22 protein-coding genes are annotated in these 23193 nt (G+C 70.5%); 8 read left to right on the forward strand and 14 right to left on the reverse strand.

The genetic code is table 11. From position 1 onward, the window contains the following. Nucleotides 1–58: 58 nt before the first annotated feature. From C5B90_RS03885 to C5B90_RS03935, 11 genes are all read right to left on the reverse strand, one after another. Entirely contained in the window at nucleotides 59–1243 is a 1185-nt protein-coding gene (locus C5B90_RS03885; RefSeq protein ID WP_115879244.1) for a bifunctional oligoribonuclease/PAP phosphatase NrnA, read from the reverse strand. A gap of 101 nt (nucleotides 1244–1344) precedes the next feature. Continuing rightward, the gene (locus tag C5B90_RS03890; protein WP_115879246.1) at nucleotides 1345–2241 is read right to left on the reverse strand and encodes an SDR family oxidoreductase; all 897 of its coding nucleotides are present in this window, start codon (nucleotides 2239–2241) and stop codon (nucleotides 1345–1347) included. After that, on the reverse strand, nucleotides 2238–2657 hold the full coding sequence (locus C5B90_RS03895; protein WP_058827984.1) for a DUF5791 family protein: 420 nt from the start codon (nucleotides 2655–2657) through the stop codon (nucleotides 2238–2240). The genes C5B90_RS03890 and C5B90_RS03895 overlap by 4 nt, the downstream gene beginning before the upstream one ends. 58 nt (nucleotides 2658–2715) lie before the next feature. Further along, the gene (locus C5B90_RS03900) at nucleotides 2716–5781 is read right to left on the reverse strand and encodes a hypothetical protein (protein ID WP_115879248.1); all 3066 of its coding nucleotides are present in this window, start codon (nucleotides 5779–5781) and stop codon (nucleotides 2716–2718) included. Next, the gene (locus tag C5B90_RS03905) at nucleotides 5769–6650 is read right to left on the reverse strand and encodes a hypothetical protein (protein ID WP_115879250.1); all 882 of its coding nucleotides are present in this window, start codon (nucleotides 6648–6650) and stop codon (nucleotides 5769–5771) included. The genes C5B90_RS03900 and C5B90_RS03905 overlap by 13 nt, the downstream gene beginning before the upstream one ends. Continuing rightward, the gene (locus C5B90_RS03910) at nucleotides 6647–7039 is read right to left on the reverse strand and encodes a hypothetical protein (RefSeq protein WP_115879252.1); all 393 of its coding nucleotides are present in this window, start codon (nucleotides 7037–7039) and stop codon (nucleotides 6647–6649) included. Before C5B90_RS03910 ends, C5B90_RS03905 begins: the two co-directional genes overlap by 4 nt. After that, nucleotides 7017–7487 carry a hypothetical protein gene (locus tag C5B90_RS03915; protein WP_115879254.1) on the reverse strand — a complete coding sequence of 157 codons (471 nt, stop codon included), beginning with the start codon at nucleotides 7485–7487 and terminating at the stop codon, nucleotides 7017–7019. The genes C5B90_RS03910 and C5B90_RS03915 overlap by 23 nt, the downstream gene beginning before the upstream one ends. Nucleotides 7488–7577: 90 nt before the next feature. Further along, the gene (locus C5B90_RS03920; protein WP_115879256.1) at nucleotides 7578–9347 is read right to left on the reverse strand and encodes a pilus assembly protein; all 1770 of its coding nucleotides are present in this window, start codon (nucleotides 9345–9347) and stop codon (nucleotides 7578–7580) included. Then, a complete protein-coding gene (locus C5B90_RS03925) occupies nucleotides 9341–11323 on the reverse strand; it encodes a type II/IV secretion system ATPase subunit (protein ID WP_115879258.1) in 1983 nt (660 codons plus the stop codon). The genes C5B90_RS03920 and C5B90_RS03925 overlap by 7 nt, the downstream gene beginning before the upstream one ends. A 32-nt stretch (nucleotides 11324–11355) precedes the next feature. Continuing rightward, nucleotides 11356–11817 (reverse strand): hypothetical protein, encoded by a 462-nt coding sequence (locus tag C5B90_RS03930; protein ID WP_115879260.1) that lies wholly within the window; start codon nucleotides 11815–11817, stop codon nucleotides 11356–11358. Continuing rightward, complete coding sequence (locus C5B90_RS03935; protein ID WP_115879262.1) at nucleotides 11814–12446, reverse strand: hypothetical protein; 633 nt, start codon at nucleotides 12444–12446, stop codon at nucleotides 11814–11816. Before C5B90_RS03935 ends, C5B90_RS03930 begins: the two co-directional genes overlap by 4 nt. Before the next feature lie 123 nt (nucleotides 12447–12569). Between C5B90_RS03935 and C5B90_RS03940 the strand changes: the two genes are divergently transcribed. Both C5B90_RS03940 and C5B90_RS03945 read left to right on the forward strand, forming a co-directional pair. Beyond that, complete coding sequence (locus tag C5B90_RS03940; RefSeq protein ID WP_115879264.1) at nucleotides 12570–13652, forward strand: tubulin/FtsZ family protein; 1083 nt, start codon at nucleotides 12570–12572, stop codon at nucleotides 13650–13652. Between the two features lie 202 nt (nucleotides 13653–13854). Continuing rightward, nucleotides 13855–14958, forward strand: coding sequence for a glutamate-cysteine ligase family protein (locus C5B90_RS03945; protein WP_115879266.1), 1104 nt, complete (start codon nucleotides 13855–13857; stop codon nucleotides 14956–14958). A 114-nt stretch (nucleotides 14959–15072) separates the two neighbouring features. On the opposite strand, the gene C5B90_RS03950 is transcribed toward C5B90_RS03945, so the two are convergent. After that, nucleotides 15073–16422, reverse strand: a complete 1350-nt coding sequence (locus tag C5B90_RS03950; RefSeq protein ID WP_115879268.1) for an alkaline phosphatase family protein — start codon at nucleotides 16420–16422, stop codon at nucleotides 15073–15075. Between the two features lie 205 nt (nucleotides 16423–16627). Then, a complete protein-coding gene (locus C5B90_RS03955) occupies nucleotides 16628–17482 on the reverse strand; it encodes a hypothetical protein (RefSeq protein ID WP_115879270.1) in 855 nt (284 codons plus the stop codon). 144 nt (nucleotides 17483–17626) lie between these two features. Between C5B90_RS03955 and C5B90_RS03960 the strand changes: the two genes are divergently transcribed. From C5B90_RS03960 to C5B90_RS03970, 3 genes are read left to right on the forward strand one after another with little or no spacing between them, the layout of a single operon-like run. Then, nucleotides 17627–18067, forward strand: a complete 441-nt coding sequence (locus C5B90_RS03960; protein ID WP_115879272.1) for a DUF5788 family protein — start codon at nucleotides 17627–17629, stop codon at nucleotides 18065–18067. Continuing rightward, the gene (gene polX, locus C5B90_RS03965) at nucleotides 18064–19815 is read left to right on the forward strand and encodes a DNA polymerase/3'-5' exonuclease PolX (RefSeq protein ID WP_115879274.1); all 1752 of its coding nucleotides are present in this window, start codon (nucleotides 18064–18066) and stop codon (nucleotides 19813–19815) included. Before C5B90_RS03960 ends, polX begins: the two co-directional genes overlap by 4 nt. Then, the gene (locus tag C5B90_RS03970) at nucleotides 19808–20371 is read left to right on the forward strand and encodes a Mut7-C RNAse domain-containing protein (protein WP_115879276.1); all 564 of its coding nucleotides are present in this window, start codon (nucleotides 19808–19810) and stop codon (nucleotides 20369–20371) included. Before polX ends, C5B90_RS03970 begins: the two co-directional genes overlap by 8 nt. A gap of 41 nt (nucleotides 20372–20412) precedes the next feature. Here C5B90_RS03970 and C5B90_RS03975 read toward each other — a convergent pair whose 3' ends face one another. Beyond that, nucleotides 20413–21393, reverse strand: a complete 981-nt coding sequence (locus C5B90_RS03975) for a ribonuclease BN (protein ID WP_115879278.1) — start codon at nucleotides 21391–21393, stop codon at nucleotides 20413–20415. A 171-nt stretch (nucleotides 21394–21564) separates the two neighbouring features. Between C5B90_RS03975 and C5B90_RS03980 the strand changes: the two genes are divergently transcribed. Genes C5B90_RS03980 through C5B90_RS03990 form a run of 3 tightly spaced genes read left to right on the forward strand, consistent with a single transcriptional unit; the run spans nucleotide 21565 to nucleotide 23170 of the window. Further along, nucleotides 21565–21846 (forward strand): DUF5789 family protein, encoded by a 282-nt coding sequence (locus tag C5B90_RS03980; RefSeq protein ID WP_004972783.1) that lies wholly within the window; start codon nucleotides 21565–21567, stop codon nucleotides 21844–21846. A 2-nt stretch (nucleotides 21847–21848) separates the two neighbouring features. After that, nucleotides 21849–22520, forward strand: coding sequence for a type II CAAX prenyl endopeptidase Rce1 family protein (locus C5B90_RS03985; RefSeq protein ID WP_115879280.1), 672 nt, complete (start codon nucleotides 21849–21851; stop codon nucleotides 22518–22520). After that, the gene (locus C5B90_RS03990) at nucleotides 22517–23170 is read left to right on the forward strand and encodes a GrpB family protein (RefSeq protein ID WP_115879282.1); all 654 of its coding nucleotides are present in this window, start codon (nucleotides 22517–22519) and stop codon (nucleotides 23168–23170) included. Before C5B90_RS03985 ends, C5B90_RS03990 begins: the two co-directional genes overlap by 4 nt. The last annotated feature ends 23 nt before the right edge of the window (nucleotides 23171–23193 follow it).

The following is a 23193-nucleotide window of genomic DNA, read 5'->3' on the forward strand; positions in this document are numbered from 1 at the left end:
CTACGGCGGCCGACGGTTAAGGGCCACCGGTCCGGGTTCGGAGACGGCCGCCGGCGAGTCAGATATCGCCCGACAGCGCCTCGAAAACGTGTTCGAGGAGTTCGTCGCGGGCGATGGACTCGCCGTTGCCGCCGTCGGTGACCGCGTCGGGGCGGATTATCTGGCCGCCGCCCATCCGGGCGTGGCCGCCGGCGCTCGCCCCGCGGTAGTGGTCGAGTGCGGCCTCCAGCGTCCGCCCCATGTGGACTCGGTCGTCGCGGGAGCGACCAGAGAGGTAGACGTTGCTCTCGCGCTCGCCGCAGACGACCGCCGCGGTGACGCCCTCGAGTTGAATGAGTTCGTCGGCCGCCTGCGGGATGGCGTCGACGTTCGAGATGGTGCCGATGTCGGCGACAGCGAAGGGACCGCGCACGTCGCGGCCGGCGATAGCCCGCGCCTTCGCCTCCAGTACCTCGCGGGAGACCTCGGGGTTGGCGATGCGGTCGAGGTGGTCCTCGTTGACGCCGGGGAAGAGGAAGCCGGCGGCGTCGAAGTCGGCGGCCGAACAGCCCGCAGTGAGGTGTTTGGTGTCCGTGAGAATCCCGTAGACGAGGCCCGTCGCGACCTGTGACGGGACGGTGTACGAGGCGTTCACCTCGCTGGCGTGCATGTCCGGCGGGACGGGTTTCGCGCCCACGTCGCGGAAGTACTCGGCGATGATGCTCGAACACGCGCCGTAGTCGGTGCGCACGTCCGTGAACATCTCACCGGTCCCGTCGCCGGGGTGGTGGTCGACGACGGCGTAGGGAAGGACGCCCTCTGCCCCCGCAAAGCCACGGGGCGCGTTGTGGTCCACGAGGACGACCGCCTCGGCGGCGAGGTCGCTCACGTGGTCGATGGGGTCTAAGTCGAGGTCGAGAACGGTACGAAACGCGCGGTTTTCCTGGTGTCGAATCTGGCCGGCGAACTGGATTGTCGGTGTGGTCCCGACCTGTTCTGCGAGACAGGCCACGCCGATCGCCGCGGCCATGGCGTCGGGGTCCGGGTTCGGGTGCATGAGGACGGCAACCTCGTCGACGTCCTCCAGCGCCTCGGCGAAGCGCGTGCCCATCGGCCGCTTGAAGCGAATCGCGGCGTAGACGACGAGCGAGAGGGCGCCGAGCGCGACGACGAGCGCCGCCGCGATTTCGGGGTGCGCGCGCACGAACGAGTCGATAGACTCGAAGATAGCACCCGTGTCGAACTGCCCCACCGGACCGAACATACACAACACGACCGGGGCCTACCGTATGAATATTCCCCCTAATCGAGTTGTCCAGATTGACAGAATTTCGGAGGTTCGAACCTGTCGTCCACCGAATACGCTCAGTCGTCGCCGGCCCGGTAGGCGTCGATTGCCGCCCGGTAGCCCTCGCGATACGTCGGATACGCGAACGAATAGCCGAGTTCGCGGAGGGAGTCGTTCGAACAGCGCTTGCTCGTCAGGATGCGACGGCGGGCAGCCTCCGAGAGGTCGCCCGCGTCGAGGCGTTCTTCCTTCGTCCGCTTTTTGGGGCGCGGGACGCCGCACTCGTCAGCCAGCCAATCCGCGAACTCGTGTTTCGAGACTGGTTCGTCGTCGACGACGAGGACGGTGTCGTCGCGGGCGCGGTCGGTTTCGAGGAGGTACGCGACGACGCCCGCGGCGTCGTCTCGGTGGACCATGTTGAGGTAGCCCGCCGTGACCGGGCCGGTCAGGTAGCGGTCGAGTCGGTAGCGGTCGGGACCGTAGAGCCCGGCGAACCGGGTGACGGTCCCCTCGATTCCCCGCTCGGCGGCGTGCTCGCGGGCGACGCGCTCGGCCTCTGCGAGGACACGCGTCTTGTCGGTCGTCGGGTCGAGCGGCGTCGACTCGTCGACGAAGTCGCCGCCGTGATCGCCGTAGACGCCCGTGCTCGACGTGTAGACGAGGCGCTCGGGCGGCGAGTCGCGGGCGGCGAAGTGGTCGATTGCCGTTCGGAGGCCCTCGACGAAGACGGTCCGGGCGGCGTCGGCCCCGCGGCCGCCGGAACTCGCGGCGAAGACGATGTGGTCCACGTCGGGGACCGACGCCAGCGAGTCGGCGTCCGTCACGTCGGCGCGGACCGCCTCCGCACCGGTCGCTTCGATGGCGGCGAGGCCGTCGTCGGAGCGGCGGACACCCCACACGTCGTGGTCGTCGGCAACGAGCGTGCGAGCGAGTTCGAGGCCGACGTAGCCACAGCCGAGGATGGCGACTCTCATCGCTCGTTTCGGACGGCGATGACGTGGTGGATGGCCGCCAGTTCGTTCAGCGTGGCGGCGGTGCGACCCTCGATGGCCTGCTGAATCTCCTGTCCGGAGAGGTCGAGGTCGACCTCGGACGCGAGCGTATCCACGTCGAGGATGCCGCTCGTCATGCCCATGAGGAGGTGGTCGCGGAACTCCCAGACGATGGCGTCGGCGTCGGGGTTGCCGTCGGCAAGTTCGAGAACCGCGGCGGCCTGTTCGAGCGTGAGGTCCAACACGCCGTTCGAGAGCGCGGCTTCCGAGACGCCGGCGGCCTCGGCGGCCGTCTCCGACCCGGCGGCGTCGACTGCGCGGCGAATCTCGTCCTCGTAGGCGGTGCGCAACTCGTCGGCCGAGAGGGTTCCGGGCTTCGCGGCGGCGTCGTACAACATATACCGCGGATTGGGCGTTCCGGCGGCAAAACGGTTGCCACTCGGGTCGTATTGGCGGCTACCCGTCCGCATGGCAGTTCGCCGCAACGGTGCAACCCGGACCGCCCGCCCAGCCCTCGGAACGCTCGTCTGCGTCGCCGTCGATGTCGCCGACGCCGACGCCCGACGGGGGTACCGCGACGACGATTGCCGTCTCCACGTCGAACGCGACGCGGTCGCCGCGGCCGACCGTCTCCGCGACGCCGTCGTCGTCCCAGTCGAGGGCGACGGGCGACCCGTCGCGGGCGTACGTCAGTGACTCCGTGTCGCCGCGGGCGTGGACCCGGAACTGCGCGAACTCGCCGGCGACCGACACGTCCCAGACGTTGACCGTCGCGTACCAGTACCCCGGGACGGGCGCGACCGGCATCCCGGCGGGGACACGCTTGAACGACGTATCGAAGCGGGAGTCGAGCGTGTCGTTCACGCGGTCGGTGACCGCCTTCTCGGTGGCGCTCATCGCCGCGTCGGTCGCCATGTCGGTGACGGCCTGCTGACGGGCGGTCCGCGTCGTCTCGACGGTCCGGTTCGTGAGTCGTTGTGAGACCGTCGTCGAGCGGTCCTGGCGGACGGTTCGGAACGCCTCGTCGAGGCGGCGTTCGAGGAGGTCGGCCTCGACGGTTCCCGTTCCGGCGGCCTCAACGGCGATTGCGCGGGCCGCAGAGCCGTTCGTGACCGCCAGCGCCCGGTGGGCTGGGTCGTCCCACTCGCCGAGCGCGCGCTCCAGAATCCGCTGGCGCTCCGTCATCGAGTGGTCGGTGTGCGCGCGCAGCTCGTCCTCAGCGGCCTCTTCGGCGGGTACGGTCGACCGGTCGACCGCGGTTTCGAGCCTGTCGCGCCGGTCGGCGAGCGTCTCGTTCGTCCCGTTCGTCGCCGCGAGCGTCGAATCGGCGGCGAGGAGCGCGCGGGCCGCGACGCGGAGCGGGACGCGGCGGTTCGCGCCGAACACCGGTTCGAGGACAGTGTCTGCGGCGTCGCCGTAGGGGAGCGTGAACAGGTTGGTGTTGCGGGCGACGAGCGGGTGGTAGGTGCCGCCGCGCGAGACGGTCGGCATCGCGGACCCCGAGAGACCGCCGAGCGAGAGGTACATGGGGTCAGCGTCGGGGACGAATCGGACACCGGTCTCGTTGCCAGTTCCGTTCTCGCCGTTCGCTCGGGTCTCACCGAGCGCCGCGCGGGCGACCGCCTCGGCACGGACCGCCTTCGAGAGCGACCCGATAGCTGCGTCCGTGCTCGCGTCGTCGGCCGCGCCGGTCGCCGCCGCGCTCCGGTTCGCCCGGCGGTCGAGCGCCGCCAGCACGCGGTCGAGATACGCGGCGCGGACCGCGACGCGTGCTCGGTCGGAGACGCCGTCGTAGGCGGCCGGTGCGCCGACGAGCTCTCGGCGGTCGGCGCGCAGGTCGGACGCGAGTTCCGCGGCGAGGTTCGCCTCGCCCGCGGCAACCCGCCGGGCAGACAGCGTCACGCTCCGGTTTTTCACGCGGTCGGCGAGCGCGACGAGGTCAGCACGAATCCAGTTGTCGAGGCCGGGAGCCGATGGTGCGGTCGTCAGTCGTGGGTCGGGCGCATCGCCGTCGGCGACGTCGCGGGCGAGGCCGTCGAACCCGCCGTGGGTCGCAACCGCGTCCTCGGCACGCTCGGCGGCCGCGGCGAAGTTCTCGCCGTCGAGCGCGCCGCCGGGTTCGACCGCCGGGTCGATGGGTTGCGCAGGAGTGGACAGGTCGGCCGGGTCGACGACGGCCACGAGGTCGACGCGCGTCTTCGTCTCCGTTGTCTCGTCGGTGCGGAACGTCTCGTTGCCCCGCCGCCACGTTCGGGTGGTCGTCTCGCTCGTCGTCACGACGCGGGAGCCGGCGGCGACGACGATTGTGTCGGCTTCGAGCGCCGGCGTTCGCGTCGCCACCGTCTCGACCGACGACGACGCCTCGGTCGTCGTACCGACGAGTTCCCACTCACGGCCGAGGTCGACCGGCGGGTCGTCCGTGTGATCGACGACGGTCGCGTCGGCTTCGACTGCGACTGCGGCCCGGTGCGCGTCCGCGACCACGTCGTCGTAAGCGGGCGCGTCGCCGTGGCCGTCGAGAAGGCCGACCAGCGCGTGGTCGGCCGCGGAGCCGACGGAGGCGTTGATGGTCCGGTTCGTCGGAACCTCGCTCGCGGCTGACTCGGCAGACGGATTGGGTGCGGGGAGCGCGCTCGCCAGTTCGGGCGCGGCGGGGACGCCGGTCTGCGAGAGCAGGCTCTGGGCACCGGCGTGGACGGCGGCGCGACCGGTCGCCCCGCGGGCGTCGGCGTCAGTCGCCCCGAACGCCTGCTGTTCGGCGAGCAGGACGCCGGCGTTCGTCGCCAGCGCGGCGTGGTCGTTCGAGACGACGTTGTCCACGGGCGCGCCGGCGTACTGGCTCCAGCCGCGAGTCCACGCCGACGCCCACAGCGCGGTCGTCACCGTCGCGTCGAGCGTCCCGCCGTCCAGCGCGTTCGCGTCGAGACGGTGCTCGAAGGCCTCGGTTCGGTCGTGGAGCGCGAGGACGGGCGTTCGGACGCCGACCGTCGCGGTGACGGACTCGGTGGCGACGGTGCGACCGCCGCGAACGACTTCGACCGAGACGTTCTCGACGGTCGCGACGAGGACAGTTCCGTTCTCGCGGCCCGAGATAGAGACGCGGTCCATCGCGTCGCGGAGGGTCGACTCGTTGGTCGGCCGCGGCAGAGTCGCGGTCGCGTTCACATCGCCGCGGGCGACGGAGACGGCCCGAAGCCGCTCCGTCGCGGCGAGAGCGATGCGGAGCCTGAGATAGTCGCGGAAGGGGCGCTCCTCGGAGAGCAGTCGTCCGACGGTCGTGTTCGCGGGCGAGGTGACGGGGTTCGCCGCGGCCTCGCGCGCCGCGTCGCCGACGGCCGCGCGAACGGCGGCGTCGGCCTGTGCGGTCGCGCGGTCCATCGCGTCGTCGACCCGGCGGTCGGCCACGGGGTCGTGACCCGCGAGCGCGCCGGAGAACGTCGCGCTCCCGACGAGGAGCAACACACCGAGCAGGGCGAATGGAACCCGACCGCGGTTGTCGTCTGCGAGCCTCACGCCGACCACGTCCTGACGACGATAGTGACGCGTCCGACCGAGACGGCCTCGGCGGCGGCTCGCGGGGTGTCGTACCGGGCGCGCATCGCGTCGGCGAAGCGCGGGGCCAGCGCCGCCGCGAGGTCGGCGTTGGCGGCGCGGGTCTCCTCGCGGGCGACTTCGGGCGCGACGGAGGCGTTCACCAGCACCCCAGCCCGCTCGTACCGGTGGGTCATCAGCGTCGAAACCGGTTCGTCGCCGCGGAGCGCGAGGCGAGCGAGCGCGGGCGGGAACAGCCCCGAGACGGTTCGATTTGCGACGACACGAGCGACGGCGTCGAAGCCGTCGTCGCTGGCGGCGACAGCGTCGTTTCGCGCCGCGGGGAACCCGCTGGGCACGTCAAGCGTCGCGGAGTGGACCGTCGCCGACGACGGCGACTCGGGCCCGAGGTCATCAGTCGCGCGGACCGGCGCACCGAGGAACGGCGTCCACACGGCGGCGACGGAGATGCCGCGAGTCGGGAGTTCGGAGGCGACGCGAGCGGCGGTCCGCGTCCGGAAATCGTCGCGGGCGCGGGTCAGGCGAACGCCGTCGATGGTGGTCGCACCGAGCGTCGCGCGGGCGAGGAGACCCGCGAGACTACCGTGAGCGGTCCGGTCGAGTTCGCGAGGGTCGACGCCGTCGGCATCGAGGAGCGACGGGTCCGCGGCCTCGACACCGGGGGCGAGCGAGTAGTTGACCGTGGCGGTGCTCGTCGCCAGCGACGAGGCGACCCCGTCGGCGTCGATAGCGGCGTGGTCGGCGCTTGTACTCGCGCCGGCGTCCGCGGTGACGACGAGGCCGATGCTCGCACTCACGAGCAGCAGGCACACCGTCACGTCGAAGACGAGGTCGGTCATCGCCACACCTCGACCCGGAGCGTTCCGAATCCGACGCGACCGGGTTCGACGCGGACGCTGACGCGGGTCGAATCGGCGTCTGCCTCGGTTGGCGCGTCAGGGCCGACGGCTCGGCGGTCGCCGTCGACCGCGACGACAACGCGACACGAGAACCCGTCGGGACAGGCGTCGAGCGCGTCCGAGAGCCGCGAGACGGCGACGACGCCCGAGTCGTCGGTGAGGGTGGATTCGACGTTCGACAGCGTCGCCGGTGCGAGGTCTCGGTCGGTGGTCGGCAGCGAGTCGTCGAGGACTGTCGCGTAGCCCGAAATCGCCGCGCAGACGACGAATAACGCGGTGAGTGCGGCGACGGGCGAGGTCTGTGCCCTACGCCGAGACGATGGTGACATCCGTTCCCTCCCAACTGATGTGGCGGACGACGAGCGGTTCGCTGGCGGGCCGCCACGAGGCGTTCCGGTCGCGTGCGGTCTCAGCCGCGGCGGCGAACGCGGCGGGCGAGTCGAAGACGGCGCTCGGGGACGCGCCGGCGGCGACCGACCCGAGTCGGGAGTCGGGCGTCGCCGGCGTCACCGGGCCGAAGGCGAACGTGGCGTGTGCCGCGCCGCCGTCGTTTCGGAGGCCGAGTCGGTGCGGGCCGAGGCGGATGGCGTCGGCATCGAGGTCGTGTTCGGCGGTCGCGTCGTACTCGGCGACGGCCACGGTATCGACGGCGTCGGTGACTCCCGAGGCGTCGGGCGCGGGCGTCGTCGGGAGGCCGGCGACCGTCCCGACGAGGACGGTCGCGGCCAGCGAGAGCGCGGCCCACGTGTAGAGCGTATCGAGCGGTGCGTCGAGCATAGACCGGGGTGGTCCCGTTCGAGTATATAAACCTCAGCACGGAACGGCGACGGGAGCGGAGCCGGTGGCGAACGTCGCGAGCGCCGCGACTTAGACGAGCGTTCCCGCGGCGGCGAACGCGAGCGCGAACGTCGTCGTCGCCGACACGAGCGCCCGGCCGACGCGAGAGGCCACGAGATGGCGGTCGAGGCCGTGTTCGACGCCGACCGAGAGCGTCGTCAGGATGACCGCCGAGAGGAGGACGTACGCGCCGACGGCCAGCCCGAGGTCGGCGGTCGAAAGCGGCGCGGCGACAGCCGTCTGGTCGAGCGTCTTCGCGGGGGCCATCCCGTCGGCGAGCGCGACGGTTGCGCCGGCGACGAGCGGCCCGAAGACGGCGGCCGTGTTCGACAGCGTCTCCGTGACGGACGCGAGTTCGCGGCGGGCCTCGGCGTCGAGTCGGGAGAGCGCCGAGAGCTGGTCGGCCATCGAGACGATTGCGCGGCCGGCGGGTCGACCCTCGCTGGCGGCGAGTCCGAGAAGCGTCGCCACGCCCGCGACACGGGGGCTCGGCGTCGATTCGAGGACGCCGTACTCACCGCGGAACGACTCGACGACACCCACGCGGAGGCGACGCTGGACGCCGACGGCCTCTTCGAGCAGGTCGCCGGTTTCGCCCGGGACCGAGGTCGCCGCGCGGGCGAGCGCAGATTCGACGGCCTCGCCCTCGCCGACGGCGCGGCCGACGAGATAGAGCGCGTCTGAGAGGCCGTCTTCGACCGCGCGGACGCGGGCTCTGAGCGCCACGACCGGGCGGGCTGCGACGAACAGCGCGGTCCCGGTTCCGAGGCCGACGGCGGCGAGCGGCGCGAGCCACGGCGCGACGAGCGCGTCGGCGGCGACGAAGCCGGCGATTCCAGCGACTGCGCCACCGACGATGCCGACGTGGCGGTGGTCGTCGACCGCGGGGTGAGACGCGTCGACCGAGAGCGGCGCGAACGCGACCGGCCGGCGGACGAGCACCCACCCGACCGCGGCGAGGAGACAGGCGGGAAGCGCCACGTCGTAGACGAAGGCGACGTCTGCGGCGGTGACGCCGACGCCGGCGACGCGGGCGGCCGGGAGCGCGCCGACCAGCGCGAGCGGGAGCAGGACGCCAAAGGCGTAGACCGCCGTCACCGGCCCGCGGACAGAGCCGACGAAGTCGGCGAGGCGGTCACGGGTCCCCTCGCGGACGACCTCGTGGGCCCGGTCGAGCGCCCGGTCGCGCTCGCCGGCGGGAACGTCCGCGGCAGTCTGTAGGAGCGCAGTCGAGCGGTCGAGCGCCGGGAACCACGCGCGCCACGCGTCGGCGAACTCGGAGAGCCCCGCGGTCGGCGTCCCGCGGGCGCGGTCGACGTGTGCGGCGAGCGAGGCCGAAAGCGGGTCGTCGTCGCCGTGTGCGGCGAACGCGCTGGCCCGCTCGACCGAGGGTTCGACGCGCATCCGGAGCGCGATGCGACCGACGAGTTCCGGCGCGTTTCCGAGCGCCCGCGTCCGGCGGAGCGTCGCCAGCCAGACCGGAAGTGTGTGAACCGCGTGGGCCGCACCGAGCGCGGCCGCGAGCGCGACGAAGACGACCGTCACGGTCGGAAGCCGAGCGAGGAGGGCGACGAGTCCACCGAGCAGGCCGGCGGGAAGCGACGAGCCGTAGCCCGCGGCGACGACCGTCTCGGGGGCGAGGTCCGCGTCGAGAAACGCGAGCGACCGGCAGAGCTCGTCGCTTGGGTCGGCGTCGATGGAGTCGGGCGAAAGCCGCGCGAGCGTCGTCGCGGTCGAGTGAAGCAAGTGATTCGCACCGGAGTCCGCGCTCGCGCTCGTGGCGGTGTCCGGGTTCAGCATCCCGAACCACGCTCCGCGCGGGCTGCGGCGAGGTCATCTGGCGTGGTTCGTTCCGTCGCGGCGAGCGAATCGAGATGGGTGGCGCGGGCGTCGAGCGCGTCGAGCACGTCCGCGTACGACTCGCCGGGGCGGGCCACGGATTCGACCGCGAGACTGTCGCCGCGGGCGACCGACCCCGTGGGTTCGAGGGCGCGACCGTCGTGTTCGAACAGCGTCTCGAACGCCGCGTCGTCGCCGACGGGGCGGACCTCCTCGACGCGGGCGACGCGGTGTGCGTCCGCGTGTTCGCAGGTGACGACGAGGTCGGTGGCGGCGAACGACGACGCCGGGACGCCGAGGTCGGAGACGACGCGCTCGCGCACGTCGGCGGCCCCGTCGCCGTGAATCGTTCCGAGGACCGCGTTGGCGTTCGCGCCGACGCGCATCGCCTCGTAGAGGACAGCGGCCTCCTCGCCCCGGACTTCACCGAGCGCGAGCGCGCCGTCGCCAAGCCGGAGCGCCGCGTGGAGCGCCGCCTGCGGCGTCGGTTCGGGGCCGCCGGTCGTGTCGGTTCGGAGCGTCTGCACGTCGCGGTCGGCGTCCAGCAGGCTCGACGCCGGAAGCTCCGGCGTGTCCTCGATGAGTACCGTGCGAACGTCGCGCGGGAGTTCCCACAGGAGCGACCCGAGGAACGTCGTCTTGCCGGCCCCGCGGGAGCCGGCGACGAGGACCGACGCACCGCGCTCGACCGCGAGCGAGCAGAGCGCCGCGGCGTCGGACGACAGCGTCCCGTTGGCGACGAGCGCGGGGAGCGTCAGCGGCGTCTCGTCGTGGCGGCGGAACGCGAACCCGAGACCGTCGCTGGCGGGCGCGGTCACGCCCGCGACCCGGACGCTCGCGCCGCCGGCCTCAACCACGGTGTCGAGTGTCGGGTCGGCGCGGGAGAACGACGCGCCGCTCACGCGACGCAGGCGGGAGGCGAGCGACTCCGCGCCGCCGGGCGCGAGGCGGACGTTTGTCGGCATCGAGACGCCGTCGGCGACGACGCGAATCGGGTTCTCGTCGGCGGGCGTCGAGACGTACACGTCCGAGACCGCGGGGTCCGAAAACAGGTCGTCGAGAACGCCGTGACCCGCGGTGTGCTTCGCCAGAATCGCCGCGAGCGTCTCGACCGGATCGTCCGGGTCGGCGGCGAGTCGGACGGCGCGGCCCGGCGCGCGCGGGCCGGCATCGACAGCGCCGCGGGCGAGTTGGTCGTGGGCGGCTTCGAGCGTGCGCGCGGCGCGCTGGTCGAGTGTCGATTCGGGCGGCGTGAGGTGGTAGACGGGGCCGCGCGGGCACTCGTACCGGCGGGCGACCGCGCCGGTGTCGAGGTCGGTCGTTCCGAGGAGTCGCCCGTCGGCCGGCGGGCGGGGGTCAACGCGGGAGCGCGCGAGCGTCGGGCCGACGACCGCCCGGAGCGCGTCGCCGTAGTCGGCGCTTCGAGACGCGCCCTCCGCGAGACCGGTTTCGACGGCCGCGCGGCGAACCGGTCCCGCGCGACCCGTCGCCTCGTGGGCGGCCCCGAGCGGGTCCTCGCGGGCGCGGTCGGCGAGGCGTTCGTCGCGGAAGCGGACGCGCTCTGCGAACCGGCCGGCAGCGACGAGCAGACCGGTCGCGGCGTCGTCGTACCGGCGTTCCAGCCCGTCGGCGCGGACGACGAGACGGTCGGCGTCGCGGGTTTCGAGCGCCTCGACAACCGTCGCGCGACAGGCGGGCGCGGTAGAGAGCGACCCGCGGTGCGGGCAGTTCCCGGCGTCGACCGCGAGCGTCACGGTCTCGTCGTCGGGGCGGTCGGTTGGCGTCGAGAACGCGGTCACACAGCTGCACTCGTCGGTCGAATCGCGGGGCGCGACCCGAACGCCGGTCGCGTCGGCGAGTCGGTCACCGAGCGCGTCCGGGAGCGCCGCAGCGACGGTTTCGGAGAGGGAGCCGATGGAAGAGGAGTCGAGGGGCATACGAGGGCGTGGCCCCGTCCGGGTATTTGAACCTACGCCGCCGGCGGGTCGGCCGTCGCGGGGGCGAGGACGACGACAGAACCGCCCGCGTCGGCTTCGAGCGTCAGTCTGAGGCGGTGTTCGCCCGGCCCGAGCACGAGTCGGTCGCCGACGACGCGAATCCGCGGCCCGCCGACGCGACGGACGACGGTCGGCCCGGCGGCGATGTCCGCCGATAGCTCGACGCCGTCGCCGCCGCGAACCGCGAGTTCGGAGACGCCGGCCGCGCGCCACGACCCGGTCGGAACGTCGAGGACGACGTGCCGCCGAGCGCCCGCGACACCCGCCGGTGGCGGGTCTTCCGCGGTCGCGAGCGCCGTCGCGGCGTGTGCGATGTCGTCGGCCATCGAACCGATTGTCACGGTCGTCGCGTCCGCTCGCGCCGCGTCGGCCGCCGGGAAGACGACGCCGGCGATGGCGACCGCGAGGAGACACGTCAGAACGACGCGAATCACAGCGCGTCGCGGAGGCGGGCGGCCAGTCCGCGGTCGGCGGAGTCGGCGCGGGAACCGGTGGCGTCGTTCCGGGAGTCGCCGGCGCGGGAGTCGCGAGCGACGTGAGAATCGCGACCGGCGTGGACGGCGGTCTCGGTCGTCTCGTCACGTCGGGGAGAATCGTCGTACGCGCCCGTGGTTTGTTGGGGGAGTGACGCCGCCTCCGAGGCAAGCGCGTCGGCCGACTGCGGCGGCGCGGGAGACGCCGTCTCGTCGACAAGTTCCGCTTCGAGCGACTCGGCCTTGGCGAGCGCGGCGTTCGCCCGGCGCTCGACGTCCTCGTTGACCGCGCGGACGCCGCCGAGGTAGCCGCGCATCGCCTGCGTCGCGGCATCCACCTCGTCGAGGCGCTCGGTGAGCGACTCGACCGCTGATTCGAGTTCGGAGACCCGACGCTCGACGGACGCGAGGTCCTCCAGCGACGAGAAGTCGGCGTCGCCGTCGGTGATGGTTCGCTCGACCGCGTCGAGCCGCGCGGCGAGGTCGGCAGTGCGGTCGGCGGTGTGGTCCGCCGCGACCGGTCCGCGGGCAGCGGGCGTTCCGGTGTCTGTGTCACCGTCAGCGTCGAAGTGGACTGGGTCGGTCGTCATGGGGCGGTCTGGTCCCGTCATCTGATATAAAGCTCCGGCGCGGTCGGAGCCGACCACGACCCGAGCGGTCGAACAGTTCGTCCGTGGGGAACGTTCAAGATGGGCGACGGAGTGGATTGTGGTATGAAAACCGTCCTGATTGGTGTGGGGCAAGCGGGTGGGAAGCTCACCACCGCTCTCCAGTCGTTCGACCGACAGATGGGGTTCGGCGCGGTACTCGACGCCGTCGCGGTGAACACCGCGAAAGCGGACCTCCAGCCGCTTCCGGTCGAGACCGTGCTCATCGGCCAAGACCGCGTCAACGGTCACGGCGTCGGCGGCGACAACGAGCTCGGTGCCGAGGTCATGGAGGCGGACCAGACCGAGGTCATGTCCGCGCTCGACGGCCGCGTCACGGCCGAAGCGGAATCGATTTTCGTCGTCGCTGGGCTCGGCGGCGGCTCGGGTTCCGGCGGCGCGCCCGTCCTCGCGAAGGCGCTTCGCCGCGTCTACGACGTGCCGGTGTACGTCCTCGGAATCCTGCCCGGAAAAGACGAGGGAGCGATGTATCAGGTGAACGCCGGCCGCTCGCTCAAGACCCTCGCCCGCGAGTCCGACGCCGTCCTCCTCGTCGACAACGACGCGTTTCGCTCCTCCGGCGAGTCGATGAGCGAGGGCTACGACGCCATCAACGAGGCAATCGCTCGACGCGTCGGTCTGCTGTTGGCGGCCGGTGAGGCGACCGAGGGCGTCGGCGAGAGCGTCGTCGACACCTCCGAGGTCATCAACACCCTCCGCTCCGGCGGTATCGCCGCGCTCGGCTACGCGAGCGCCGAGGCATCTCCCGACGCCGAAGACAACATCAACACCGTCATGAGCACGACCCGCCGCGCCGTCCTGACGGGGACGAGCCTGCCCGATGCGAGCGACGCGGACTCCGCGCTCGTCATCATCGCCGGGGAACCGGACACCATCCCACGGAAGGGCGTCGAGCGAGCGCGTCGCTGGGTCGAAGAGGAGACCGGCAGTCTGCAGGTCCGCGGCGGCGACTTCCCGCTGGAGAGCGGCCGCCTCGCGTCGCTCGTCCTCCTCGGCGGCGTCGAGCGCTCCGAGCGGGTCGAGTCGTTCATGGAACGCGCCCGCGAGGCCATCGACCAGGCCAAGACCGAGAAACGAGAGGACCCCAAAGAGATGTGGCACAACGACGACCTCGACGACCTGCTGTGATAGCGACCGGCCGCCACTGACGCGGCTACCGGCCACCAAATCCAGATTTTCGAGACGTTCGTCCACCAGATGTGGAAATGGAGTTCGTTCTGCGAATGATTTTTCCGTCATGCCGCCAACCCGTGCTATGTGTTAACAATGGTTTGTGGGTGGAACGAAACGATGAGTGCGATGGCCGACTCGGCGCGACGCCGAGGACACTATGTCTGAGTCGACGGTCGGCCCGCTCCGGCGAAGTATCGAAGTCGAGTACTGGGTCGTCGAGGACGACGGGTCGTTCAGCGACCCGGGCGACCTGCTCGACGCCTCGCCGGGGGCCGAACGGGAGTTCGTCGAGCCCGTGTTGGAGGTGAAGACGTCGCCGTGCGACTCGGCGGCCGAGTTGCGCGCGGAACTGTACGAACGACTCGGCGACGTTCTCTCGCGGGCCGAAGAAGTCGGGAAGCGACTCGTCCCGCTCGCCACGCCGGTGAGTGCGGAGGAGGTGACGGAGCGCCAGAGCGACCGGACCCGCATCCAGAACCGCGTCATCGGGTCTGACTTCCAGTACGCGCGACACTGCGTGGGGACGCACGTCCACGTCGAACAGCGCCCCGGCCGCGAAATCGACCAGTACAACGCGCTCGTGGCGCTGGACCCCGCGCTGGCGTTGGTGAACTCCTCGCCGTACTACGACGGGAAGCGGTTGGCGGCGGGCGCGCGGTCGAAGCTGTACCGCCGGATGACCTACGACGACGTGCCGCACCAGGGTCGGCTGTGGCGCTACGCCGACGACACGCGGGAGTGGTCGCGCCGCCTCGAACGCCGGTTCGAGGAGTTCCTCGTGCGTGCCGAGGAGGAGGGCGTCGACCGGGCGACCATCGAGGCGAACTTCGACCCCGAGAGCGCAATCTGGACGCCGGTACAGCTCAGAGCCGAGTTCGGCACGGTCGAGTGGCGCTCGCCCGACTGCGCGCTCCCGAGCGACGTTCTCAGGCTGGCGAACAACATCGCAGACGTGGTGAACCGCCTCGACGACGCGGAACTCAGAATCGAGGGTGACAGGGGACGCGTGACGGACGACCAGGTCGTCCTCCCCGAGTTCGACGCGGTGCTCCGGTACGTCAACGCCGCCATCGAAGACGGACTCGACTCCGAGGCAGTGCGGTCGTACCTCGACCGGATGGGCTTCGACGTGGACGCGTACAGCCCGGTGTCACACGAGATAGACGGCCGCGAGACGGTCACGCCCGCCGAGGCGCGAGAGATGCGGCTGACCCACGCCGACCGACTGGAACGAGACGTGCGGAGCGCAGTCCGGCAGTAAGTCGCGAGCCGCCACGAGCGGCTCTTAGGGGGACCGCGAGAGCGAGCGCTCGAGACAAGAGAGGTCGGTCAGACGTGCCCCGTAAAAAAGGGAATCAGACGCCGAAGCGGTCGCTTACTGCTGGATGAGGCTCGCGCCGTCGAGTTCGGTGCGACTGTACTCGACGTCCATGAGGTCGAGGATGGTCGGCGCGATGTCGTAGAGGTCGGCGTCCTCGATGACCGCACCGGGGTCGTCGACGTAGAGCGTCGCGTTGTCGAACGAGTGCATCCCGTTGCGGGGGCCGACGCCGAACACGTCGTCGTGACCCTTGAAGCCGGACTTCAGGTCGAAGCCGTGGTTCGGGATGACGACGAGGTCGGGGGCGATGTCGTCGTGGTCGCCGCGGAAGGCGTCTTCCTTGACGACGACGCGGTCTGCGACCTTGTTGCCGTCGGGGCCTTCGAGCGCTTCGAGTTCGGCCTTGAGTTCGTCGCGGACGGCCTCGTACTCCGACTGCGGGACCGACCCGCGAGGCTCGCGCCCTTCGAGGTTGATGAAGAACCGACCGGGAATGAGCGAGTACGCCTTCGAGTCCTTGTCTATGTCCGAAAGCGAGTCGTGGTCGTCGTCCTCGTAGGAGAGCCAGCCGTTCTCCTCGAGCCACGTGTTGCAGTGGACCTCGTAGTCGAGCGAGGTGAAGCCGTGGTCGGACGCGACGATGAGCGTCACGTCCTCGGGGAGGGCGTCGCGGATGCGACCGAGATAGTCGTCGACGGTGCGGTAGAACTCCATGAAGGCGTCCTTGTTCTTCCCGTCGCGCTCGTAGTCCTTGAACAGGAAGTGGTTGACGCGGTCGGTCGTCATGAAGACGCCGAAAAAGAGGTCCCAGTCGTCCTGGTCGATGTAGCGCTCGAACGCCTCGTAGCGCCGGTCGAGCGTCTTGCGAGCGTCCTCCATGAACGCGGTCTTGTCGTCGTCGTGGCCGAGTTTCGCGTTCACGTCGATTTTGTAGTTCATCTCGGAGAGCGCGTCGCGGAAGTCGTCGGGGTAGGCGGCCTTGTCGACGCCGGGCGAGAGGAAGCCCGAGACCATGCGCTGGACGTTGCGCTGGGGCGGGAACGTCACGGGGACGTTCATGACGGTGGCCTTGCGGCCGGCGTCGGTGACGCGGTCCCAGACGCGGGTGGCCTGCACGTCGCGCCCCATCGGGACGTACGTGTCGTAGGAGCCGACCTCACGGTCCTGGAAGCCGTAGACGCCGGTCTCGCCGGGGTTGACGCCGGTCGTGAGCGCCGGCCAACACGCCGAGGACTCGGGCGGGACGATGCTGTCGATGTCGCCCGCCGAGCCCGCGTCGGCCAGCGCCGCGAAGTTGGGGAACTCGTCGGGATGCTCAGAGAGGAGAGTGAACGGAACCCCGTCGATGCCGATGAAGGCGACGCGGGGGTGGTCTTTGCCGCGGAGTCGGTCGAACAAACCCATACCTCACGGTATCCAAGAGAACCATAAGAAGGTTCGTCTCTCCGCCGGAGTTTGCGACGAGAGACGACGAATACGGGGCCGTTGTCGGAGAAAGCGGCGAATCTCTCCGGGCGAGAGCGGGACGCTGACACCGCCAACGACGTGTCAGGCGCGAATCAGGCTATCTCCCCGGCCGGCGGCGAACGTGCGGGACCGTCCACGCGCCCTAGGCCCGCGGTTGCCCGGGCATCGAGAACGGGCGCTCCTGAGCGACAGCGGTCCGACCGCTGACCCGAAGCTCGCTCGCGACGACGAACGCCAGCCCCCACGCGACGAGCGCGATTGCCCACAGCATCCCCACGCTGGACACCTGCGTCGGGAAGGCGAGCGAGACCGCGCCGAAGTAGATGGCGAGGCCGCCAGTCAGCCACGCGACGAAGCGGTGACCGGGTGAACCTGCGGCCGCGACGAGGCCGAGCAGTAACAGCCCGATTGCCATCACCGCCATCTCCATGTAGTGACCGGCGACAGCGTGAATGTCACCGGTCGCCTGCAGGCCGAACTGGTTGACCGCGAACGCGAGCACCGGGAGCGCCGCGACCGCGACGAGGCCGAGGAGTGCCGGACTGTAGTCGTCGCCGACCGAGACGATATCGCGGCCCGAGGGGTGGAACAGCACCATGAGCCCGGTGAGCACGAAGAAGGGGACGACCTCCTCGACCGGCCCGCCGCCGACGATAGTGCCGACGAGCACGAGCGTCGTCACCACGAAGGCGACCTGCATGAGCGCGACGCGCTTCAGCGGGCGGTACAGTTGGCTCGCGACGCCGAGGATGATTATCCAGACGTTCGCCGCGATGACCATCAGGTGCAGGCGGTGCTCGGCGAGCACGTCGCCGCCCGCGCCCCACCCGACGATGGCGAACGAGAGGAGTTCGCTGACGAAGACGGCCGCCATCCCTAGCGTCACGACCGCGAGCAAGTAGAACGCGTACAGCCGGGCCTGACCGAACGCGGCCGGCGAGTCGCCGGTGGCGTCCGGAGCGTCGGTACTACTATGTGTCTTGGTGTCAATTGACATGGTTCGGAAGAGAGTACGACGGCTGAGAGAATAACCGTTATTCGAGGGTTTCGGACCTGTTTCTCGGCAGGACGCTCAGCGGGTCGAGAGAGTCGAGCCGCATCGGGCGAAGGAGCGAAGTGCCGCGCGGGACAACGAACGGACGTGAAGGAGTTCGAGCGTAAACAGCTCTTGGAGCGCGTCAATCGGGAGGGTGCGACCGTCGGCACGCAGATTCCCGACCGCATCGAGGTCCAAGGCGAGGAGATAGACCTCAGGGAGTTCGTCTTCGAGATAAAGCGCCGCGACACCATCCCGTCGGGAGAGCGCGAGCGCGTCGACCAAGCGAAGCGGAACCTCCGCCGCGAGCGCCTCGAACGGCTCCAGCGAATCGAGGACAACGAGGTGAGCTACGACGAGGGGCGGCGATTGGCCGAGGACATCGTCGGCATCGACCGGGCGCTGAACGCCCTCGAACAGCTTCGGCCGGTCGACCTCGAACAGGAAGAAAATCTCCAGAACGCCGCGGACCAGAAGCGCTGGATGAACTTCCTGAAGAAGGCACTGGGCCGCGACGGCGGCAAGGGCAAGCGAGGGGGCCGATGAGCCGAAACGACGAGATAGCGAGCCTGCTGGAGGAGTTCGCCGACTTGCTGGCGGCGAAAGACGTGGCCTACAAGCCATCGAGCTACCGCCGCGCCGCCGAGAACGTCCGCGAGCACCCGAAGCCCGTCGAGGAACTCGCCGAGGCGGGCGAGGACGCGGTCCAGGAAATCGACCGCGTCGGCGACGCCATCGCCTCGAAAATCGTCGAGTACTTCGAGACCGGCCGCATCGAGGAGTTAGAGGAACTCCGCGAGGAGTTGCCGGTGGATATGGCCGGCCTGACGAGCGTGGAGGGCGTCGGCCCGAAGACGGTCGGCAAACTGTACGAGGCGCTCGGCGTCGCCGACCTCGACGACCTCGAAGCGGCCGCCCGCGAGGGGAAGATTCAGGAGGTCAAGGGGTTCGGCGCGAAGACGGAGGCGAACATCCTCGACGGCATCGAGTTCGCCCGCGAGGCGACCGGCCGCGAACTGCTCGGAAAGGCGCGCCCCGTCGCCGACGACCTGCTCGCGTACCTCGGCGACCACGACGCCGTCGGCCGGGTCGAACCCGCGGGGTCGATGCGGCGGTGGCGCGAGACGGTCGGCGACATCGACGTGCTCGCCGAGAGCGCCGACGCCGAAGCCGTCATCGACCGCTTCCTCGCGTGGGACCTCGTCGGCGACACCATCGAGGCGGGCGAGCAGAAGGCGAGCGTCCGGGTGAACGGGATGCGGGTCGACCTCCGCGTCGTCGCCCCCGCGGAGTACGGCGCGGCGCTCCAGTACTTCACCGGGAGCAAGGACCACAACGTCCACCTCCGCAACATCGCCATCGACCGCGGCCTCAAGATGAACGAGTACGGGATGTTCGACGTCTCGGACGTGGACGACCCCGACGACGGCCCGCGGGCCGGCACGCGCGTCGCCGGCGACACCGAGGAGTCGATGTACGCCGCGCTCGACCTCCCACTCGTCCCACCGGAGATGCGTGAGGACACCGGCGAAATCGAGCGTGCCGCCGAGGGCGACCTGCCGGACCTCCTCGCGGAGGGCGACCTCCGCGGCGACCTCCACACCCACACCGACTGGTCCGACGGCGACAACACTATCGCCGAGATGGTCGCGGCCGCCGCGGAGCGCGGCTACGACTACCACGCCGTCACCGACCACGCCACCGGCCCCGGCATGGTCGGCGGCGTCGGCGTCGAGGACGACGACCTGCTCGACCAGTTAGACGAGGTCCGCGACGTCGCCGAAGACGCGGACATCGCGGTGTTCACCGGCGTCGAGGCCAACATCGACGCCGAAGGCGGCATCTCCGTCGCCGACGACGTGCTCGACCAACTCGACGTGGTGGTCGCCTCGCCCCACAGCGCGCTCGACCAGGACCGCGAGACGGCCACCGAGCGACTCGTCACCGCGATGGAACACCCCGCAGTGAACATCCTCGGCCACCCGACCGGTCGGCTCATCAACCAACGGCCCGGCCTCCCCCTCGACTACGAGCGACTCGCAGAGGCCGCCGTCGAAAACGGCGTCGCGCTCGAACTCAACGCCAGCCCGTACCGTCTCGACCTGAACGGCGAGGCGCTCAAAATCGCCGTCGAGGCGGGCGCGACGGTCGCCATCGACACCGACGCCCACCGACCAGCCGAACTCGACCACGCCCGCTACGGGGTCCACACGGCCCGCCGCGGCTGGGTCGAAACCGCGGACGTGCTGAACGCGCGGTCGGTCGAGGAACTGTCCGATTTCCTCCGTGGCTGACGACGTCGGAGCCGACCACCCCGGCACGGTCGCCTCGGGCGTCGACCGCGCTGCTCCCGGCGACACGGCACTCCTCTTGGACGTGATGCTCGGCAAACTCGCCACCTACCTGCGGATGTGCGGCTACGACGCCGAGTATGCGCTCGACAGCGAGGACGAGGCGGGTGATTCTGAAGGTAACCGCGACCCCCGAACCGACCCCGGCGACGACAGCCTACTCGCACGAGCGGACGCCGAGAGGCGCGTTCTTCTCACCCGCGACGTGCGACTGGCCGAGCGAGCCTCGCGGAGCGTCCTCCTCGCCGAGCGGGAGCCAATCGAGCAACTCCGCGAACTCGAATCGGTCGGCTTCGCGGTCTCGCTGGACGAGGAGCCGTCGCGCTGTGGCGTCTGTAACGGCCCCGTCGAGGCGGTCGGCCGCGACGAGCCAGTTCCCGACTACGCGCCCAACCCGACGGCGACGGTGCTGTGGCGGTGCCGCGACTGCGGACAGGTGTTCTGGCGCGGGAGCCACTGGCGCGACGTGGAAGCGAGATTGAACGGCGGAGAACAGTAACGGTCGGCGGTGCGCCGGCGGTTGCCGGTTCGCTGGCGGGACTACTCGCGGCGGCGCGGGAACCACTCGTCGCAGGCTTCCATGTCCTGCATCATCTCGTCGTGGGCCGCGCAGTAGGGCTTGAGTCCATCCGAGGTGCGGACGTACTCGAAGTACGTGCAGTTGCCGCAGTAGCGGTCGCCGACCATGGCGTTCGCCGGGCGGTCGGCGGCGGGGTGGTCGGCCGCGCCCGCCGGTGAGCGCGCGGAATCGCTCGACTGAACGGTGTCGACGCCGGAGCGACCCGTCGCCGCGGTGTCGGCAGTGTTCGACCCGTCCGACGACGCCGAGGCCGAGGGTTCGACGTCGAGCGGGGTGATGTCCTGCGTCGACGCGCCGCCGTCGGTCGCGCCGGCGTTCGGGTCGGGTCCGGCGGGCGACTGGTTCGTCTGCGTCTGCACGTCGCCGTCGGGCGTACCGCCGAGGAAACCGATTCCGCCGAGGCCGCCGCCGGATTTCTCGACTTCGACGACGCGGGTTTCGCCCTTCTTCGTCACCTGAACCGTGGCCGTGCCGCCGGGGTCGTTCCGCGTCTTGAAGTTGGCGACGCCGACGAACAGACACCAAAACGTCGTGACCGTGCCGAAGAAGTAGACGCCGACGGTTTCGAGGGTGAGGTCGGGAAGGCCGGCCCCGCAGGTCGCGCCGGTCCACTGACACGGGTAGGCGTGCGAGAAGAGCGCAACGCCGAGAACGGCGATGCTCGCTCCGATGAGCGACGCGGCGCGGGTTCGACGGCTCGCGGGGAGGACCGCGAGGACGCCGAGGAAGACGGCGGGGACGCCGATGCCTCCGAGGATGCCCCCGAGTTCGCGCGCTTCGCCGAGGGTCGCCCCGCCGGACGTGTACACGTCGGTCGTCGCGACGACGATGCCCGCGACGACGAGCAACACGCCGAGGAGGAACCCCCCGAAGCCCAGGGACAGCCGTCGGAGACTCGGCCCGCCCCGGCCGCCGTGGTACGCCTCCGAAAGACTGGTCATGGCCCCGACTACGAAAGCAGCCCCTAAAACGATGCGTCAGACGATTATCTGTTTCTCGACACGTCGCGGGCTATCGATATCCCCATATCACCCGCCGGACGCGTCGCCGGCCCGTCATCGTCGCATGCGAATCTCGAAGGGATTATCATGCGCGGTGGTTAACCCTCGCGCATGGCTGACGAGGAAGCAGACGAGGCACCCGCCGTCGAACTCGGTACGGGCGCGTCCGTCGAAGGTGCGCCGCTCGCGCGCGTCGCCTCCCGACTGACGTGGCCGCAAGAAAAGAGCAGCATCCTGAACAAAGAAGGCGACGCGGTCATCCGCACGCCCGACGGTCCCCAGAGCCTCGAAGACGTGCTCGCCGAGGCCGACGAAACCTACTTCGAGACGCGACAGACCTTCGTCGACGACGTGCTCGACATCGTCGGCCGCGACCCGGTCCAGACGGAATAACGGTGTTGCGCCGCCGGCTCGCCCGCCTCCCGTGGCTCTACCGCGCCCTCATCGTCGGGGGCGTCGTCGGGGCCGCGTGGAGTCTCTGGCCGCTTCCCGCCGGCGACCTCACCTACCGCGTGGTCCACGACGCCCTCCTGTTCATCCTCGTACCCGGAGCGCTCGCGCTCGCCCACGGTCGCAACCTCGGCTGGAACGTCGACCGGGCGGCGCTCCGCAACACGGTTCTCCTCGCGCTGTTCGTCCTCCCCTTCTACCTCGTCGGGTCGAGCCTGCCGTCGATTCGGACGTACTACCCGATGTGGCACACCTCGACCGCCCTCGCGGACTTCCTCCCGCACGCCGCTCAGCAGTTGCTCGTCGTCGTCGCGGCCGAGACGTACTACCGCGGCCTGCTCTGCGTCGGCGTCCGCGAAATCGGTCGGAAGAGCGCCCTCATCAGCCCGGTGCTCTACGCGTTTCACCACGTCGGCAAACCCCCGATAGAGATTCTCCTGTCGGCCCCGACGGACGTGCTGTTCGGCCTCGTCGACTACGAGAGCGACTCGATTCTCCCCTCCATCGTCGCCCACGGCGGCGGGCTCATCCTCTTGGACTGGCTCGTGCTCCATCCGCCGCTGTTCCCGCCCGAGCAGGTCGCTTCGGCGCTCCAGTGGCTCCCGATTCCGCTATGAGCGACGGCGACGACCGCAAGGACGGGTCCGCGGCCGAGGACGACGAGCCGTATCCGTCGCTCGGCCTCGCCCGCGGCACCGTCGAACTCGACGCGCACGACCCGCGCTGGCGCGAGGCATACGAGCGCGAGGTCGAGCGCCTACGACCGCGACTCGACAGCGACGACGCCGGCAGTAGTGGTGGCGACGCCGGCAGTAGTGGTGGTAACGCCGACGGCGTCCGGTTCGAACACGTCGGGAGCACCGCGGTTCCGGGACTGGCCGCGAAACCTATCGTCGACCTGCTCGTCCTCGTCTCCGACCTCAATGACGCCGGCGGCGTCGCGCGGGCGCTCGAAGCCGCGGGCTACGAGGAACGACCCGACGACGACGTTCCAGACCGCCGGTTTTTCGTCCGCGGCCCGCCCGAACGCCGAACCCACTACCTCTCTCTGACCGAGGTCGGGAGCGACTGCCACCGCGAGCAGGTCGCCTTCCGCGACGCCCTCCGCGCGGACGACGACCTCGCGGCCGAGTACGAGCGACGCAAGCGCAGACTCGCCGCGGCGCATTCGGACGAGCGGAGTCAGTACACGAACGCGAAGGCGTCGTTCGTCGAATCCGTGCTCGACGACGCCGCGTCGTGGGAAGTCGGCGACTCGCTCGTGTAGGTCGAGCACACTACCATAGCTTT

This window comes from Haloferax sp. Atlit-12N (assembly GCF_003383095.1).
Taxonomy (GTDB): Archaea; Halobacteriota; Halobacteria; order Halobacteriales; family Haloferacaceae; genus Haloferax.